Here is a 16367-nt window from a genome sequence, read left to right as displayed (position 1 = left end):
TGCGGGCCCCCGCGATCACAGGGAACGCGGGGGACGCGGTGCGATCGCAGTCATCGGGCCGCGCGATCACAGCGTGCGCAGCAGCACCGCCGGCTGTTCCACGCAGTCCGCCACATACCTGAGGAAGCCGCCCGCGGTGCCGCCGTCGCACACCCGGTGGTCGAAGGTGAGCGAGAGCTGGACGACCTGGCGCACGGCCAGCTCGCCCTCGTGCACCCACGGCCGGGGGACGATCCGGCCGACGCCGAGCATGGCCGCCTCGGGGTGGTTGATGATCGGTGTGGAGCCGTCGACGCCGAACACTCCGTAGTTGTTCAACGTGAAGGTGCCGCCGGTGAGTTCCGCCGGCGTGAGGCCTCCGGTGCGGGCCGCCTCGGTCAGCCGGGCGAACTCCGCGGTCAGCGACTCGGCACCGCGCGCGTGCGCGTCCTTCACGACCGGGACGACCAGCCCCCGCTCGGTCTGCGCGGCGAACCCGAGGTGCACGGCGTCCAGCCGGACGATCTCCCGGGCCGCCGTGTCCACGGTGGAGTTGAACTCCGGGAACCGCGCGAGGGCGGCCGTGCAGATCCGGGCCAGCAGGGCGAGGAGCGAGATCTTCGGCCCCCCGGCGGCATTCATCGCGGTCCGCGCCCGCATCAGCTCCGTCGCGTCGGCGTCCACCCAGCAGGTGGCGTCGGGGATCTCGCTGCGACTACGGGACAACTTGTCGGCGACGGCGCCGCGCACGCCCTTGAGGGGGATACGGGTCTCTCCGAGGGCCGGGCCGGTGGAGGGGGCGGAGATCTGCTGACGGGTCGCCGCCGGCTGCTGTGTCGCGGCCGCCCGCAGCGCGTACTCCACGTCGGCGCGAAGGATCAGCCCGTCGGGCCCGGAGCCGGTCATCTCCCGCAGATCGATGCCGTTCTGCCGGGCGAGCCGCCGCACGAGGGGGGAGATCACCGGGACGGGGCCGTCGAACGCCTCGGGAGCGGTGGCAGCCTCGGAAACGGTGCCCCGGCCGTTCACGGCCGCCGTGGCCGCTTCGGCCCGCCCGTTCGCCGTCGCCCCCGGCGCGTCGGACCACCGGTCGGCCGCCTCACTCGCGGCGCCGGACCGCCCCCCGCCCGCCGCGGGCACCGCACTCCCCGGCCGCACCCTGCGCCTCCGCGCAGGCGCCTCCGACGTGCCGTAGCCCACGAGCACGTTCCCCGAGCCCTTGGTCTCCGCGCTCTCGCCCACCGCGTCCTCGGCCGGACCGCCGGAGGCAGTGGCAGCCGGTCCCACCGCGACCGTGATCAGCGGCGCGCCGACCGGCAGTTCCGTGCCCTCCTCGCCGTAGCGGGCCGTGACGACGCCGGCGTACGGGCAGGGGACGTCGACCAGCGCCTTGGCCGTCTCGACCTCGACGACCGGCTGGTCCACCGAGACGACGTCGCCGACCTCGACCAGCCAGCGGACGATCTCCGCCTCGGTCAGGCCCTCGCCGAGATCCGGCAGCCTGAACTCCAGCACCTGGGCCATCAGTTCTCCGCCTCCCACTGCAGACGCCCCACCGCGTCCAGGATCCGGTCCACGCCGGGCAGGTGGTGCCGCTCCAGCATCGGCGGCGGATACGGGATGTCGAACCCCGCCACCCGCAGCACCGGCGCCTCCAGATGATGGAAGCAGCGCTCCGTGACCCGGGCCGCGATCTCTCCTCCCGGGCCGCCGAACCCACCCGACTCGTGCACGACGACCGCGCGCCCGGTCCGTCGTACCGAGGCGCAGACCGTCTCGTCGTCGAACGGCACCAGCGAGCGCAGGTCGACGACCTCCAGGTCCCAGCCCTCCTCCCGCGCGGCCTCGGCGGCTTCGAGGCAGACGGGGACGGACGGACCGTACGTGAGGAGCGTGGCGCTCCGGCCCGGGCGCCGCACCACCGCGCGGCCTATCGGTTCAACGGTCTGCGGGTCCTCGGGGTTCCAGGAGTCCTTCGACCAGTACAGCCGCTTGGGTTCGAGGACGACGACCGGGTCGTCGGAGGCGATGGCGGCACGCAGCAGCCCGTAGGCGTCGGCGACGGTCGCGGGCGTGACGACATGGAGCCCCGGAGTCGCCATGTAGTACGCCTCGGAGGAGTCGCTGTGGTGCTCGACCCCGCCGATGCCACCGCCGTAGGGGACACGGACGGTGATCGGCAGCGGCATCGCGCCACGCGTGCGGTTGCGCATCCGCGAGACGTGCGAGATCAGCTGCTCGAACGCCGGGTAGGCGAACGCGTCGAACTGCATCTCCACCACCGGCCGCAGCCCGTACATCGCCATGCCGACGGCCGTGCCGAGGATGCCGGCCTCGGCGAGCGGGGTGTCCGTGCAGCGGTCCTCGCCGAACTCCTCGGCCAGCCCGTCGGTGACCCGGAAGACGCCGCCGAGGGTGCCGACGTCCTCGCCCAGGACGTGCACGGTGGGGTCCGCGGCCATGGCGTCCCGCAACGCGCGCGTGAGGGCCTGCGCCATGGTGGCGGGCTTGACCGCGACGGTGGTCATGGAGTCTCCCCCTCGGCTTCGAGCTCGGCCCGCAACTGGGCTCGCTGTTCGAGCAGTTGCGAGGTGGGTTCGGCGTACACGTGGGCGAAGAGGTCCATGGGGTCGAGGACCGGGTCCTGGTTCATGCGCTCGCGCAGGTCGGCGGCCATGATCTCGGCGGCGTCGCGCGCCCGGCGGATGCCGTCCTCGTCGATGAGGCCGCGCTCGGTCAGCTCGTGCTCCAGGAGGGCGATCGGGTCGTGTCCGCGCCAGGTCTCGACCTCGGCGTCGCCGCGGTAGCGGGTGGCGTCGTCGGCGTTGGTGTGGGCCTCGACGCGGTAGGTGATCGCCTCGACGAGCGTGGGACCGCCGCCCGCGCGCGCGTGCCGTACGGCGGCGGCCAGGACCTCGTGCACGGCGGCCGCGTCGTTGCCGTCGACCAGGCGGCCGGACATGCCGTAGCCGACGGCCTTGTGGGCGAGCGAGGGGGCTGCGGTCTGCTTGGCGAGCGGCACCGAGATGGCAAAGCCGTTGTTCTGGACCAGGAAGACGACCGGGGCCTGCCAGACGGCGGCGAAGTTCAGCGCCTCGTGGAAGTCGCCCTCGCTGGTGCCGCCGTCGCCGACCATGGCGAGCGCGACCACGTCGTCGCCCTTGAGGCGGGCCGCGTGGGCGAGGCCGACGGCGTGCGGGAGCTGGGTCGCGAGCGGGGTGCACAGGGGGGCCACGCGGTGCTCGCGCGGGTCGTAGCCGGTGTGCCAGTCACCGCGCAGCAGGGTGAGGGCCTGGACGGGGTCGAGGCCGCGGGCGACGGCCGCGAGGGTGTCGCGGTAGCTGGGGAAGAGCCAGTCGCGGTCCTCCAGGGCCAGCGCGGCGGCGACCTCGCAGGCCTCCTGGCCGGTGCTGGAGGGGTAGACGGCGAGGCGGCCCTGCTTGGTGAGGGCGGTGGCCTGCGTGTTGTAGCGGCGGCCGCGCACCAGGCCCGCGTACAGGCGGCGCAGCAGGGCAGGGTCGGCCTGGCCCGCCGCGTCCGTGCCGAGGACGCGGTACGGCTCGGCGTCGGGCAGCAGCGGCGTGGGGTCCGTGCGGGGCTGCCAGGCGGGCGGCGGCGACGGCCGATACGCGCCACGCTGCTCCATGACCGTCATGACGGACCTCCTCGGGGAGCGGCTCGCGGCGCACCACGGATGTGAGGCGCCTCACCTACCGATTGTTCGGTCGTCGGCACATTTTGGCTACAGGCCCCCTCAGGCTGTGGACAAACGGTTCTCCACAACCTCCAATGAACGCAGTACGTCCATGGTAGGGAGGCGGGGGGACATGGCACCTGAACAAATGGCCGAGAGCCAGGACGGCGGCCGGCCGCCGACGGCCCCGCGTCCCCTCGACGCCATCGATCAGGACATCCTGCGGATGCTCCAGGCGGACGGCCGCGCGTCGATAAGGTCGGTCGCCGAACGGGTGCACGTCTCGCGCGCCAACGCGTACGCGCGGATCAACCGGCTCGTCGAGGACGGCGTGATCCGCGGCTTCGGCGCCCGTGTCGACCACGAGCGCGCCGGTCAGGGCACCTCCGCGTACATCACCCTGAAGATCGTCCAGAACACCTGGCGCACGGTCCGCGAGCAGCTGATCCAGCTCCCCGGCGCCTCCCACATCGCCCTGGTCGGCGGCGACTTCGACGTCCTGCTGCTGGTCCACACCCCCGACAACAGAGCCCTGCGCGAGCTGGTCCTCACCCGCCTCCAGTCCATCCCGGAGGTCCTCAGCACCCGCACCCTGCTGGTCTTCGAGGAGGAGGACCTGGAACCCCAGGCCTGAACTCTCAGCTCCGCCCGCGCAGTCCCGAGAACACCAACCGCGCGACCGCGTCCGCGACGTCGCGTTCGTTCATGCCGCGGCCGTCCGGGCGGTACCACTCGACGATCGAGTTGATCATGCCGAAGACCAGGCGGGTCGCGAGACGGACCTCCACGTCGCCGCGTACGTCGCCCTCCGCGGCCGCCGCCTTCAGCAGCTCGGCGACCCGGTGGTCGAAGTCGCGACGGCGCTCCAGGGCCCACCGCTCGGTGTCGGTGTTGCCGCGCACGCGCAGCAGGAGGGTGACGTAGGGCAGTTCGGCGATGAGGACCTCGACCATGCGCCGGACGACGTACTCGAGACGCTCCGAGGCCCGCCCCACGCGCGCGTGCTCCTCGTCGAGGATCCCGAAGAGCCCGTCCAGGGCCCGGCTGACGGCCCGCCGCAGCAGTTCCTCCTTGCCGGACACATGGTGGTAGATCGACGACTTGGAGATACCGGCGGCCTTGGAGAGGTGCTCCATGGAGGTGCCGTCGTAGCCGCGTTCGTTGAAGACCTGGACGGCGACGGACAGCAGCGTCTCCGGCGTGTACGTGTCGCGCTTGGCGGTCGTCATGAGCTGCTGCCCTCCCGCTTGTCGGAGGCGTACGCGTGGCGGTAGAGCGCGAGGGACGGGGCGTACCGCCCCGAGGGGTCGCGCAGGTGCAGGTCGTCGAGGAGGGCGTAGGCCCAGTTGCGGCCCAGTTTGCGGCTCCACTCGAAGGGCCCGAGCGGGTAGTTCACCCCGAGCTGCATCGCGGTGTCGATGTCCTCCTCGGTGGCCACGCCCTTGGCGACGGCGTCGTGCGCGAGGTCGACGATCCGGGCGACCGTACGGGCCACGATCATGCCGGGGACGTCACCGATGACGCTGACGTCCTTGCCGAGCGCCTGGAAGAGGCCGATGGCCTCGGCCAGGGTCTGCTGCGCGGTGTCCTGGGAGGCCGACAGGGCGATCCGGGTGGCCCGGCGGTAGTCGATCGCGAGGTCGAAGTAGACGACGTCCCGGAACTCCACGGAGGTCTGGCCGTCGGCGAGGGCGAGCTGGCCGCCGCTCGGCAGCACCAGGCGCGTGCCGTGGTCCTCTTCCTCCTCGCGGACCGGGATGCCCGCCTCGCGGATCAGCGCGATCAGCTCGGACGCCGGGCCCAGGTCGCCCTCGACGGTGACGTAGGCGGGCGCCTGGGCCCGCTCCGCGGTGTGCGGCTCGTCCCGCTCGACGGTCCCGGTCTCGTCGTAGTCGTACCAGCCCTGTCCGCTCTTGCGGCCGAGCCGGCCCGACTCCACCAGGCGCCGCTGGGCGAGCGAGGGCGTGAAGCGCACGTCCTGGAAGAAGGACTTCCACACCGAGTGCGTCACGGACTCGTTGACGTCCTGCCCGATGAGGTCGGTCAGCTCGAACGCGCCCATCCGGAAGCCGCCCGACTCGCGCAGCACCGCGTCGATGGTCGCGGGGTCGGCGCCCTGGGCCTCGTAGACCGCGAAGGCCTCGGCGTAGAAGGGCCGCGCGATGCGGTTGACGATGAAGCCGGGGGTGTCCGCGCAGGCGACGGGCGTCTTGCCCCAGGCGCGTGCCATCTCGTACGCGCGCGTGGCCGACGTGACGTCGGTGGCGAACCCGGAGACGACCTCGACCAGCGGCAGCAGCGGGGCGGGGTTGAAGAAGTGCAGGCCCACCAGGCGGCCCGGATTGCGCAGGGCGCCGCCGATGGCCGTCACCGACAGGGAGGAGGTGTTGGTGGCGAGCAGACAGTCCTCGCCGACGATGTCCTCCAGCGCGCGGAACAACTCCTGCTTTGCGTCCAGTTGCTCCAGGACTGCCTCGACGACCAGGGCGCAGTCGGCGAGGTCGGTGAGGTGCTCGGCGGACGCGAGGCGGGCCCGGGCCTCGTCCCGGTCGTCGGCGGTGAGCCGGTTCTTCGCGACCAGCCGGTCCAGTCGGCCGCCGATCGCGTCGGCGGCCTCCCGCGCGCGGCCGGGGACGGCGTCGTACAGCCGTACGGAGTGCCCGGCGACCAGCGCGACCTGGGCGATGCCCTGGCCCATGGTGCCGGTGCCGACGACGGCCACGGGGCTGCTGAGGTCGAGTGCTGTCATGTGCGCGATCCTCCCGCACGGGGTTTTCCACAGATGCGGCGGACCCCCTTGTCCCGACCGATCGTTCGGTTACTCTAACTCTCACTGGCTGTTCCCGCCCAGGTTTCTGCCCAGGTCATGAGCTCGACGAAGAGTTCGAAAGACGAGGAGTTGGTCCCGCATGGCCGCCGAACCGACCGCACACGAGCTGATCGCGATCCACCGGCCCACCCTCGACCAGGCGCTGGACGCGATCCGCACACGCGCGTACTGGTCGCCCCACCCGGAGCACCCCAAGGCCTACGGCGAGAACGGCAGCCTGGACATGGCCGCGGGCAGGGCCGCCTTCGACGCCCTCCAGGGCACCCGCCTCGACCTCGGCCAGCCCGGCACGGACGGCTGGGTGGGCGGCGAGGTGTCGCCGTACGGCATCGAGCTGGGCGTGGAATACCCCCACGCGGACGTGGACGTCCTGCTGCCGGCCATGAAGGCGGGCCAGAAGGCGTGGCGGGACGCGGGCGCGGAGATGCGGGCCGTGGTCTGTCTGGAGATCCTCAAGCGGATCAGCGACCGCACCCACGAGTTCGCGCACGCGGTGATGCACACCTCCGGCCAGGCGTTCATGATGGCGTTCCAGGCGGGCGGCCCGCACGCGCAGGACCGCGGCCTGGAGGCGGTGGCGTACGCGTACGTGGAGCAGGTGCGCACACCCGACACCGCGGAGTGGACCAAGCCTCAGGGCAAGCGCGACCCGCTCGCCCTGACCAAGCGGTTCACGCCGGTGCCGCGCGGGATCGCCCTGGTCATCGGCTGCAACACCTTCCCGACGTGGAACGGCTACCCCGGCCTGTTCGCCTCCCTGGCCACCGGCAACGCCGTCCTGGTCAAGCCCCACCCGCGCGCGGTGCTGCCGCTCGCGCTCACGGTCCAGGTCGCGCGCGAGGTGCTGGCCGCGGCCGGCTTCGACCCGAACCTCGTCGCCCTGGCCGCCGAGCGCCCGGGCGAGGGCATCGCGAAGACCCTGGCGACGCGCCCGGAGATCCGGATCATCGACTACACCGGCTCGACGGCGTTCGGCGACTGGCTGGAGGCCAACGCCCGCCAGGCGCAGGTCTACACGGAGAAGGCGGGCGTCAACACCGTCCTGCTGGACTCTACGGCCGACTACAAGGGCACGCTGTCGAACCTCGCCTTCTCGCTGTCGCTCTACAGCGGCCAGATGTGCACCACCCCGCAGAACCTGCTGATCCCCCGCGACGGCATCCGCACCGACGAGGGCCCCAGGACCTTCGACGAGGTGGTGGCCGACCTCGCCCGCGCGGTCGACGGCCTGCTCGGCGACGACGCGCGCGCGAACGCGCTGCTGGGCGCGATCGTCAACCCGGACGTGAAGGCTCGGCTGGAGGCGGCGGCCGGTCTCGGCGAAGTCGCCCTGGCCTCCCGGGAGATCGGCAACCCCGAGTTCCCGGGCGCGGTCGTGCGCACGCCGGTGATCGTGAAGCTGGACGGCGCGCGGAAATATTGGGAGAGGGCCGACGACGAGGCCGCCTACATGAGCGAGTGCTTCGGCCCGGTCTCCTTCGCGGTCGCTGTCGACTCGGCGGCGGAGGGCGTGGAGCTGCTGCGGCGCACGATCCGCGAGAAGGGCGCGATGACGGTCGGGGCGTACACCACCGACGACGAGGTCGAGGAGGCCGTCCAGGAGGTCTGCCTGGAGGAGGCGGCACAGCTGTCGCTGAACCTCACCGGAGGGGTGTACGTCAACCAGACGGCCGCGTTCTCCGACTTCCACGGCTCGGGCGGCAACCCCGCGGCCAACGCGGCCCTGTGCGACGGCGCGTTCGTGGCGAACCGCTTCCGGGTGGTCGAGGTGCGGCGCGAGGCGTGACGGCTCACACGCCGCCGTTCAGGCTCCAGTGGTAGAGCGTCATCCCGACGCTCGTGGCCAGGTTGTAGCTGGAGACCTGGGGGCGCATCGGCAGGGACAGCAGATGGTCGGCCCGCGCGCGCAGTGCGGCCGAGAGGCCGCTGCGCTCGGAGCCGAAGGCGAGGACGGCGTCGTCCGGGAGCTTCAGCCCCCGGATGTCGTCGCCCTCCGGATCCAGGGCGAACAGCGGCCCCGGCGGCAGCTCGGACACCTCCAACCGCTCGACGGCGGTCGCGAAGTGCAGGCCCGCGCCGCCGCGCACCACGGTGGGGTGCCAGGGGTCGAGCGTGCCGGTGGTGACGACTCCGGTGGCCCCGAAACCGGCGGCCAGCCGGATCACCGCCCCCGCGTTGCCGAGGTTGCGCGGATTGTCGAGGACCACGACAGGTGTGGTGCGCGGGGTGCGGGCCAGCTGCTCCAGCTGCGCCGCTCGGGAGGGTCGTACGGCCAAGGCGGCGACCGCCGTCGGATGCGGGCGCGGCACCAGGGAGGCGTACACCGGCTCCGGCACCTGCGTCAGGAGCGCGGCCAGCGGCTCCCGTACGTCCGGCGCCAGCTCCTCGGCCAGGCCGAGCGCGGCCTGCCGGTCGACGGCCACCGCCACCGGCACCTCGGCCCCGAACCGCACGGCGTGCTTGAGGGCATGGAAGCCGTCGAGCAGGACGGAGCCGTCGGCGAGCCGGTGCCACAGGCCCACGGGATCGGAGCTGGTCATGCGGGAAGCCTACGGGGCGGCCCGGGAGGGAGACCGGCGAGAGGCCCAGGGGAGGCCGGAGCGACGCCCGTCGGGCCCGTGGACGCACCGCGGGCCCTCCGCGCCGCCCCGCGCGTCCTCAGGCCCGTACGCCCTCCGTGTCCGCCGCGCCCTCCGGGGCCTTCGGTGTGCGCTGCTCGGGCAGCGCCGCGGGCGCGCCGTTCTCGCCCGACAGCAATGTCCACGCGCGGCCACGCGCGCGTGCGGCCAGGTCGCCGAGCCGGCGCAGGAACGGCGTCGGCAGGAAGACGGAGTCGGCGACGATCATCGCCAGCGAGAAGAACGGCAGGCCGAGCACGATGGCGATCGCCGCGTGCTCCAGCATCATGCAGGCCAGCAGGACGTTCTTGACCCGCCGGTTGAAGAGCGTGAACGGGAAGGCGACCTGCACGATGACCGTGCCGTAGGTCACCAGCATCACCATGATGCCGTTGCCCGCCAGCAGATCGGCGAGAGCGGGCCAAGGGGAGAAGTAGTCGAGGTGGAGGGGGTAGTAGACGGCCGTGCCGTCCTGCCAGCGCGAGCCCTGGATCTTGTACCAGCCCGCCGTCGCGTAGATCAGACAGGCCTCGGCCATGATCACGACCAGGGCGCCGTTGTGGACGATGTTCGCGATGACGTCGGCCGTGATCCGCGGCTGGTCCGACTTCGCGAGGCGGTTGATCGCCCATCCCACGGCCTGCGCCAGCCAGACGCCCCACAGCAGCACCGGCACGGTGGGGTCGCCGTCGAGCTTGCCCAGGAAGGTCATGCCCACCAGCACGAGCCCGAGGACGGTCCACAGGGCGGGGCCCACGCGGTCCACGACCCGCTCCCCACGCGCGCGTGCCGCCCGCGTCCGCCGCTCGTCCAGCGACCAGACCTGGCCGCAGCGGGTGAAGACCAGGTAGATGCACATCAGATGCAGGACGTTGTCGCCGCCGTCGCCCATGAAGACACTGCGGTTCTGCAGCGAGAGCACTCCGACCATGAAGAGCACGGACATCGTGCGGGTGCGCCAGCCGAGGAGCAGCAGCAGGCTCGCGAGGACGGCGAGCGCGTAGACGCACTCGAACCAGAACCGGCTGTCCGACCACATCAGGACCGTGAAGGCGCCGTTGGACGAGATCAGCTGCTCGGCGAGGTTCCAGCTCCAGGGCCCGTCGGGGCCGTACAGCTCCTCGCGGTGGGGGAACTCGCGCAGCAGGAACAGCAGCCAGGTGGCGCTGAAGCCGATACGGATGACGGCGGCCTGGTAGGGGCCACGGGCCGCCTCCGTGACGCGGGCGATGCCGTGCGACACCGCCAGGGCGAAGCGATTCACCGGACGCTCTCCTCGGTGTCGTCCGCCTGCACCGTCCACCAGGGCAGCTCGCGGTAGACCGGCTGGTCGGAGACCTTCTCGTTGCCCCACGTCGGCGCGGGGACGTTGGTGACGCGGGACCGTATCTGCACGCTCTTGAGGACACCGCTCCGCCCGGTCGCGTCCCCGCGCTCCAGGCGCAGCACCACGATGCGGCGCAGATACGTCTCGGCCAGGGCGCCGCGCAGCCCGACCGGGCGGTTGTCGGCGTCGTGGGTGGAGGTGAACAGGTCCCAGGAGCGGCGCAGTTCGTTCTGCTGGGTGTGGCTCGGCAGCAGGTTGCCGTCGATGGCCCGGCCGTCCTGGGCGGACAGGTCGTACCAGCCGGTCTCGCGCATGCCGCCGTCCGCGGTGGCGACCCGGGCCCGCACCTGCACCGCGATGTTCTGCTGGAGCGGGTTAGGCGCGAACAGCTTCCAGTTCTGCTCGAACTCCGGGAAGACCCAGTCGTCGACCACCGTGCCGTGCTTCTTGGTCAGCGTGTTGGGCGGCGCCACATGCAGGAAGACCATGCCGATGTGCAGGCAGACGGCGGCCGCGACGACCGCGAGCGCCACCGCGACGACGATCTGGTGACCCAGGGAGAGCGCGGCGACACCGGTACGCGGGTCGGGGTGGGCCTCGGGCGGCCCGGGGCGGTCTTCGGAGGGCTCGGGATGGTCTTCGGGCCGTCCGACGGCGGCCGCGCGGAGCACTCCGGATCCCCCGGCCGGTATGCCGTCGGGCTCGGGCGGGGCGGACTCGCCCTCCGGGCCCGCGGCGGCCGGCACCGCCGGCTCCGTCGGCCCGGGCACACCGTCCGGCTCCCGCCGGGCGTTCGAGCCTTGGTCGTACGCGTCCATTCCACCCCGTTCTCGATCCGTTTCGCCCTGCGGCCGCCGCCCCGCGGGGCGCCGCGGCGCTCGCCACGGAACGGTACTCAGGCCCGACGGCCCCGCACAGCCCCTTCCGCCCCGCCCCGCCGTGGCCGTGCTCACTCCCACACCGGTTCTCCACAGGCGGCCCCGCGGGTTTTCCACAGCGGTTGACACCATACGGCGCCCGGCACACCATGGAATCGCACGAACCGAACGATCGGTCGGGAGCAGGTTCCGGCGGAGCCCGGGTCGAGGGGGCCTCATGGCGACAGCAGCCGCGCACCAGACGGCGCGCACGCAGGCGTACGGCGGTCAGGACACCGCCGCCGACACCACCGGCTACGAGCGCGCCTTCGACGCGGCCGTCGCCGCCGACGAGCGCATCGAGCCCCGCGACTGGATGCCCGACGCCTACCGCGCGACCCTGGTGCGCCAGATCGCCCAGCACGCCCACTCCGAGATCATCGGCATGCAGCCGGAGGCGAACTGGATCACGCGCGCGCCGTCCCTGCGCCGCAAGGCGATCCTGATGGCCAAGGTCCAGGACGAGGCGGGCCACGGCCTCTATCTCTACAGCGCCGCGGAGACCCTCGGCACCGGCCGCGACGAACTGCTCGACAAGCTCCACTCCGGCCGCCAGAAGTATTCCTCGATCTTCAACTACCCGACCCTGACCTGGGCGGACGTCGGCGCCATCGGCTGGCTCGTGGACGGCGCGGCGATCACCAACCAGGTCCCCCTGTGCCGCTGCTCCTACGGCCCGTACGCGCGCGCGATGGTCCGCATCTGCAAGGAGGAGTCCTTCCACCAGCGCCAGGGCTACGAGCTGCTGCTGGCCCTGAGCCGGGGCACCCCGGAGCAGCACGCGATGGCCCAGGACGCCGTGGACCGCTGGTGGTGGCCGTCCCTGATGATGTTCGGCCCGCCCGACGACGAGTCGGCGCACTCCGCGCAGTCGATGGCCTGGAAGATCAAGCGGCACTCCAACGACGACCTGCGTCAGCGCTTCGTCGACATCTGCGTCCCGCAGGCCGAGTCCCTGGGCCTCAGCCTCCCCGACCCGGACCTGCGGTGGAACGAGGAGCGGGGGCAGCACGACTTCGGCCCGATCGACTGGACGGAGTTCAAAGAGGTCCTCAAGGGCAACGGCCCCTGCAACGACCAGCGGATCACCCAGCGCAGGCGCGCCCATGAGGAGGGCGCCTGGGTCCGCGAGGCCGCCGCGGCCCACGCGGCCAAGCACAGCGGCAAGCACACCGAGACGGGAGCGGTACACGCATGACGACCACCGACTGGCCCCTGTGGGAGGTCTTCGTCCGCTCCCGCCGCGGGCTCTCCCACACCCACGCCGGCAGCCTGCACGCCCCGGACGCCGAACTCGCCCTGCGCAACGCCCGGGACCTGTACACCCGGCGCGGGGAGGGCGTCTCGATCTGGGTGGTGCCCTCGGCGGCGATCACCGCGTCCTCGCCGGACGAGAAGGACCCGTTCTTCGAGCCGGCCGCCGACAAGCCGTACCGCCACCCGACGTTCTACGAGATCCCGGAGGGGGTGAAGCACCTGTGACCGCCACCGTGCCGACGACGGCCGCGCTCGCGCTCGGCGACGACGCCCTGGTGCTCTCCCACCGCCTCGGCGAGTGGGCCGGCCACGCCCCCGTGCTGGAGGAGGAGGTCGCCCTCGCCAACATCGCGCTGGACCTGCTGGGCCAGGCCCGGACCCTGCTGTCGATGGTCGGCGACGAGGACGACCTGGCGTATCTGCGCGAGGAGCGCGCCTTCCGCAACCTCCAGCTGGTCGAGCAGCCGAACGGCGACTTCGCCCACACCATCGCCCGCCAGCTGTACTTCTCCACCTGGCAGCACCTGCTGTACGCGGAACTGGCCGCAGGGGACGGCCCGTTCGCCCCGCTCGCCGCGAAGGCCGTCAAGGAGGTCGCCTACCACCGCGACCACGCCGAGCAGTGGACCCTGCGGCTCGGTGACGGCACCGAGGAGAGCCACGCTCGGATGCGGCGGGCGGTCGAGGCGCTGTGGCGGTTCACCGGCGAGATGTTCCTCCCGGTGGAGGGGGTCGATGTCGACGGGGCCGTGCTGGAGGCCCGTTGGCTGGAGTCCGTGGGGGATGTGCTGCGCCGGGCCACCCTGAGCGTCCCCGAGGGGCCGCGCCTGGGGGCGTGGAGGGCCGGTGCGGGACGGCAGGGGCTGCACACCGAGTCCTTCGGGCGGATGCTCGCCGAGATGCAGCATCTGCACCGCAGTCACCCGGGGGCGTCGTGGTGACGGCGACCGCCCTGGAGGCCGAGCTGCTGGCGCTCGCCGGTTCGGTGCCCGACCCCGAACTGCCCGTGCTGACCCTGCGCGAGCTGGGTGTGGTGCGCGCGGTGCGTGTGCGGGGCGCCGACGCGGTCGAGGTCGAGCTGACCCCGACGTACACCGGCTGCCCCGCGGTCGAGGCGATGTCCGTCGACATAGAGCGGGTGCTGCGCGAGCACGGCATGCGGGAGGTCACGGTGCGCAGGGTGCTCGCGCCGGCGTGGTCGACGGACGACATCACGGCCGAAGGGCGGCGCAAGCTGCGGGAGTTCGGCATCGCGCCACCGCGGGTCCGCGAGGAGTCCGGCCCGGTCTCCCTCGCATGGGGACCGACCCGCACCCTGGAGCCCGTGCGCTGTCCGCACTGCGGTTCCGCCGAGACCGAGCTGCTCAGCCGTTTCTCCTCCACCGCCTGCAAGGCGCTGCGGCGGTGTCTGGCGTGTCGTGAACCGTTCGACCACTTCAAGGAGTTGTGATGGCCCGCTTCCACCCGCTCCCGGTGGCCGCGGTCGACCGGCTCACCGACGACTCCGTGGCCCTGACCCTGACTGTGCCGCCCGAGCTGCGCGAGGAGTACCGGCACGCCCCGGGCCAGCACCTCGCCCTGCGCCGCACGGCCGACGGCCAGGAGATCCGCCGCACCTACTCGATCTGCTCCCCGGCACCCCACCCGGACGGCGCGGGACCGAGCCAACTGCGGGTCGGCGTACGGCTGGTGGAGGGCGGCGCCTTCTCGACGTACGCGCTCAAGGAGATCGGCGCCGGTGACGAGCTGGAGGTGATGACCCCGGCGGGCCGGTTCACCCTGGACCCGGCGCCCGGACTGTACGCGGCGATCGTCGGCGGCAGCGGCATCACCCCGGTGCTGTCGATCGTGACGACGCTGCTGGCGCGCGAGCCCGCCGCGCGGTTCTGCCTGATACGCAGCGACCGCAGCTCCGCCTCGACGATGTTCCTGGAGGAGGCCGCCGACCTCAAGGACCGCTACCCGCAGCGGTTCCAGCTGGTCACGGCGCTCTCCCGGGAGGAGCAGCAGGCCGGGCTGCCGTCCGGGCGGCTCGACCGGGAGCGGCTGACCGGACTGCTGCCGGCGCTGCTGCCGGTGGAGCGGGTCGCGGGGTGGTTCCTGTGCGGGCCGTTCGGGCTGGTGCAGGGCGCGGAGCGGGCGTTGCGGGAACTCGGGGTGGCGCGGGCCCGGATCCACGAGGAGATCTTCCACGTGGACGGGGGAGCGGCGCCGGTGCGGACCGGACCGGCGCCCGCGCACAGCACGGTCACCGCCCGGCTCGACGGCCGCGGCGGGAGCTGGCCCGTCCAGGACGGCGAGTCGCTCCTGGAGACGGTGCTGCGCAACCGTTCCGACGCGCCCTACGCCTGCAAGGGCGGGGTGTGCGGCACCTGCCGGGCCTTCCTGGTCTCCGGCGAGGTCCGCATGGACCGCAACTTCGCTCTGGAACGGGAGGAGACGGAGGCGGGGTACGTCCTGGCGTGCCAGTCGCATCCGGTGACGGAGAGAGTGGAACTGGACTTCGACAGGTAGCCGTTCGGACGCGGTTCCCTTCTTCTAGAACCTGTTCTATCTTGACGGACCGTCAGATCGGTGTGCCGTCGGAGGGACCGGGACCGTGGACTTCACCTTCAGCGAGGAGCAGCAGGCGGCGGCCGAGGCGGCGCGGGGGGTGTTCGCCGGGGTCGCGCCGGACGCCGTGCCGAGTCCGGCGCTGACCACGGGTGCCGTCGCCGAGGAGTTCGACCGCGCGCTGTGGGGCCGGCTGGCCGACGCCGATCTGCTGAGTCTGCTGCTGGACGCCGAGTACGGCGGGGCGGGGCTCGACGCCATCGCGCTCTGCCTGGTGCTGCGCGAGTCCGCGAAGGTCCTCGCACGGGTGCCGTTGCTGGAGAACACCGCGGCCGCGGCCGCCGTACAGGCGCACGGCGGTGCGGAGTTGAAGGCCGAGCTGCTGGAGCGGGCCGGGCGCGGGGAGGTCGTGCTGACCGTCGCCGCGAGCGGCCGCACGGGACACGATCCGGCCGAACTCGCCGTCACCGCACGCCGCGAGAGCGACGAGGAGGACGCCAGCTGGATCCTGGACGGGGTGCAGACGGCGGTGCCGTGGGCGTACGACGCCGACTTCGTCGTCGTCCCCGCGCACACCGCCGCGGACCGGGCCGTCCTCGCGGTCGTGGCCCGCGACCAGGACGGGGTGGTGCTCGGCGAGCAGTTCTCGACCAGCGGGGAGCGGCTCGGTGAGCTGCGGCTGGAGTCCGCCGCGGTCGCCGCGCGGTATGTGATCGACGCCGAGGGCGCGTGGGAGGGGCTGCGGGACCTGCTGACCACGGGGACGTGCGCGCTGGCGCTCGGCCTGGGCGAGCGGGTACTGCGAATGACCGGCGAGTACACCAGCAGGCGGGAGCAGTTCGGCCACCCGCTCGCCAGCTTCCAGGCGGTCGCCGTGCAGGCCGCCGACCGCTACATCGACCTGCGCGCGATGGAGGTCACCCTCTGGCAGGCCGCGTGGCGCCTCACCTCGGGGGCCCGGGGCACGCTGCCGGTCGCCGGGGACGTGGCCGTGGCGAAGATCTGGGCGGCGGAGGGCGTACGGCGGACCGTGCAGACGGCACAGCATCTGCACGGCGGGTTCGGCGCCGACGTCGACTACCCCCTGCACCGGTACCACGCCTGGGCCAAGCACCTGGAGCTGTCGCTCGGCCCGGCCGCGGCCCACGAGGAGGCGCTCGGGGACCTGCTGGCGGCCCACGCTCTGGCCTGA

The 16367-nt window shown here is 72.7% G+C and carries 16 protein-coding genes; 8 read left to right on the top strand and 8 right to left on the bottom strand.

Annotated elements, in window-relative coordinates; all coding sequences use genetic code 11:
• Nucleotides 1-66: 66 nt before the first annotated feature.
• The 3 genes from ABZ896_RS18000 to pdhA are packed head-to-tail and all read right to left on the bottom strand — an operon-like array spanning nucleotide 67 to nucleotide 3634.
• Entirely contained in the window at nucleotides 67-1503 is a 1437-nt protein-coding gene (locus ABZ896_RS18000; protein ID WP_360929249.1) for a dihydrolipoamide acetyltransferase family protein, read from the bottom strand.
• The gene (locus tag ABZ896_RS17995) at nucleotides 1503-2507 is read right to left on the bottom strand and encodes an alpha-ketoacid dehydrogenase subunit beta (RefSeq protein WP_360929246.1); all 1005 of its coding nucleotides are present in this window, start codon (nucleotides 2505-2507) and stop codon (nucleotides 1503-1505) included. Before ABZ896_RS17995 ends, ABZ896_RS18000 begins: the two co-directional genes overlap by 1 nt.
• Nucleotides 2504-3634, bottom strand: coding sequence for a pyruvate dehydrogenase (acetyl-transferring) E1 component subunit alpha (gene pdhA / locus ABZ896_RS17990; protein ID WP_360929243.1), 1131 nt, complete (start codon nucleotides 3632-3634; stop codon nucleotides 2504-2506). Before pdhA ends, ABZ896_RS17995 begins: the two co-directional genes overlap by 4 nt.
• Nucleotides 3635-3806: 172 nt before the next feature.
• Here pdhA and ABZ896_RS17985 point away from each other — a divergent pair, with 172 nt between their 5' ends.
• Entirely contained in the window at nucleotides 3807-4307 is a 501-nt protein-coding gene (locus tag ABZ896_RS17985; protein ID WP_360929240.1) for an Lrp/AsnC family transcriptional regulator, read from the top strand.
• 4 nt (nucleotides 4308-4311) lie between these two features.
• On the opposite strand, the gene ABZ896_RS17980 is transcribed toward ABZ896_RS17985, so the two are convergent.
• Together ABZ896_RS17980 and ABZ896_RS17975 are read right to left on the bottom strand one after the other, a co-directional pair.
• A complete protein-coding gene (locus ABZ896_RS17980) occupies nucleotides 4312-4902 on the bottom strand; it encodes a TetR/AcrR family transcriptional regulator (protein ID WP_360929237.1) in 591 nt (196 codons plus the stop codon).
• Entirely contained in the window at nucleotides 4899-6422 is a 1524-nt protein-coding gene (locus ABZ896_RS17975; RefSeq protein WP_360929234.1) for a 3-hydroxyacyl-CoA dehydrogenase, read from the bottom strand. Before ABZ896_RS17975 ends, ABZ896_RS17980 begins: the two co-directional genes overlap by 4 nt.
• 160 nt (nucleotides 6423-6582) lie before the next feature.
• Here ABZ896_RS17975 and paaN point away from each other — a divergent pair, with 160 nt between their 5' ends.
• Nucleotides 6583-8289 (top strand): phenylacetic acid degradation protein PaaN, encoded by a 1707-nt coding sequence (paaN, locus tag ABZ896_RS17970; RefSeq protein ID WP_360929232.1) that lies wholly within the window; start codon nucleotides 6583-6585, stop codon nucleotides 8287-8289.
• 4 nt (nucleotides 8290-8293) lie between these two features.
• Here paaN and ABZ896_RS17965 read toward each other — a convergent pair whose 3' ends face one another.
• From ABZ896_RS17965 to ABZ896_RS17955, 3 genes are all read right to left on the bottom strand, one after another.
• A complete protein-coding gene (locus ABZ896_RS17965) occupies nucleotides 8294-9043 on the bottom strand; it encodes a TrmH family RNA methyltransferase (RefSeq protein WP_360929229.1) in 750 nt (249 codons plus the stop codon).
• A gap of 118 nt (nucleotides 9044-9161) precedes the next feature.
• On the bottom strand, nucleotides 9162-10385 hold the full coding sequence (locus ABZ896_RS17960; RefSeq protein ID WP_360929226.1) for an HTTM domain-containing protein: 1224 nt from the start codon (nucleotides 10383-10385) through the stop codon (nucleotides 9162-9164).
• The gene (locus ABZ896_RS17955) at nucleotides 10382-11266 is read right to left on the bottom strand and encodes a DUF5819 family protein (RefSeq protein ID WP_360929223.1); all 885 of its coding nucleotides are present in this window, start codon (nucleotides 11264-11266) and stop codon (nucleotides 10382-10384) included. The genes ABZ896_RS17960 and ABZ896_RS17955 overlap by 4 nt, the downstream gene beginning before the upstream one ends.
• Before the next feature lie 277 nt (nucleotides 11267-11543).
• On the opposite strand from ABZ896_RS17955, the gene paaA reads away from it, so the two are divergent.
• The 6 genes from paaA (at nucleotide 11544) to ABZ896_RS17925 (ending at nucleotide 16367) form a co-directional block, all read left to right on the top strand.
• Entirely contained in the window at nucleotides 11544-12563 is a 1020-nt protein-coding gene (gene paaA / locus ABZ896_RS17950) for a 1,2-phenylacetyl-CoA epoxidase subunit PaaA (RefSeq protein WP_360929220.1), read from the top strand.
• The gene (gene paaB / locus ABZ896_RS17945) at nucleotides 12560-12847 is read left to right on the top strand and encodes a 1,2-phenylacetyl-CoA epoxidase subunit PaaB (RefSeq protein WP_360929217.1); all 288 of its coding nucleotides are present in this window, start codon (nucleotides 12560-12562) and stop codon (nucleotides 12845-12847) included. The genes paaA and paaB overlap by 4 nt, the downstream gene beginning before the upstream one ends.
• A complete protein-coding gene (gene paaC / locus ABZ896_RS17940; RefSeq protein ID WP_360929214.1) occupies nucleotides 12844-13563 on the top strand; it encodes a 1,2-phenylacetyl-CoA epoxidase subunit PaaC in 720 nt (239 codons plus the stop codon). Before paaB ends, paaC begins: the two co-directional genes overlap by 4 nt.
• Nucleotides 13557-14072: a 1,2-phenylacetyl-CoA epoxidase subunit PaaD gene (gene paaD / locus ABZ896_RS17935; protein WP_360929211.1), complete on the top strand. Its 516-nt coding sequence runs from the start codon at nucleotides 13557-13559 to the stop codon at nucleotides 14070-14072. The genes paaC and paaD overlap by 7 nt, the downstream gene beginning before the upstream one ends.
• Nucleotides 14072-15136: a 2Fe-2S iron-sulfur cluster-binding protein gene (locus ABZ896_RS17930; RefSeq protein ID WP_360929207.1), complete on the top strand. Its 1065-nt coding sequence runs from the start codon at nucleotides 14072-14074 to the stop codon at nucleotides 15134-15136. Before paaD ends, ABZ896_RS17930 begins: the two co-directional genes overlap by 1 nt.
• An 85-nt stretch (nucleotides 15137-15221) precedes the next feature.
• Entirely contained in the window at nucleotides 15222-16367 is a 1146-nt protein-coding gene (locus tag ABZ896_RS17925) for an acyl-CoA dehydrogenase family protein (protein WP_360929205.1), read from the top strand.

The sequence above is a fragment of the Streptomyces sp. NPDC047072 genome (genome assembly GCF_040643855.1).
GTDB lineage: Bacteria > Actinomycetota > Actinomycetes > Streptomycetales > Streptomycetaceae > Streptomyces.
This window is presented reverse-complemented; position numbering and strand designations above follow the sequence as displayed.

Coding starts and splice junctions, on each gene's coding strand:
- ABZ896_RS17995 (WP_360929246.1), bottom strand. CDS start 2,507: ATGACCACCGTCGCGGTCAAGCCCGCCACCATGGCGCAGGCCCTCACG.
- paaN (WP_360929232.1), top strand. CDS start 6,583: ATGGCCGCCGAACCGACCGCACACGAGCTGATCGCGATCCACCGGCCC.
- ABZ896_RS17930 (WP_360929207.1), top strand. CDS start 14,072: ATGGCCCGCTTCCACCCGCTCCCGGTGGCCGCGGTCGACCGGCTCACC.
- ABZ896_RS17980 (WP_360929237.1), bottom strand. CDS start 4,902: ATGACGACCGCCAAGCGCGACACGTACACGCCGGAGACGCTGCTGTCC.
- ABZ896_RS17985 (WP_360929240.1), top strand. CDS start 3,807: ATGGCACCTGAACAAATGGCCGAGAGCCAGGACGGCGGCCGGCCGCCG.
- ABZ896_RS17975 (WP_360929234.1), bottom strand. CDS start 6,422: ATGACAGCACTCGACCTCAGCAGCCCCGTGGCCGTCGTCGGCACCGGC.
- paaA (WP_360929220.1), top strand. CDS start 11,544: ATGGCGACAGCAGCCGCGCACCAGACGGCGCGCACGCAGGCGTACGGC.
- paaB (WP_360929217.1), top strand. CDS start 12,560: ATGACGACCACCGACTGGCCCCTGTGGGAGGTCTTCGTCCGCTCCCGC.
- ABZ896_RS18000 (WP_360929249.1), bottom strand. CDS start 1,503: ATGGCCCAGGTGCTGGAGTTCAGGCTGCCGGATCTCGGCGAGGGCCTG.
- ABZ896_RS17965 (WP_360929229.1), bottom strand. CDS start 9,043: ATGACCAGCTCCGATCCCGTGGGCCTGTGGCACCGGCTCGCCGACGGC.
- ABZ896_RS17955 (WP_360929223.1), bottom strand. CDS start 11,266: ATGGACGCGTACGACCAAGGCTCGAACGCCCGGCGGGAGCCGGACGGT.
- pdhA (WP_360929243.1), bottom strand. CDS start 3,634: ATGACGGTCATGGAGCAGCGTGGCGCGTATCGGCCGTCGCCGCCGCCC.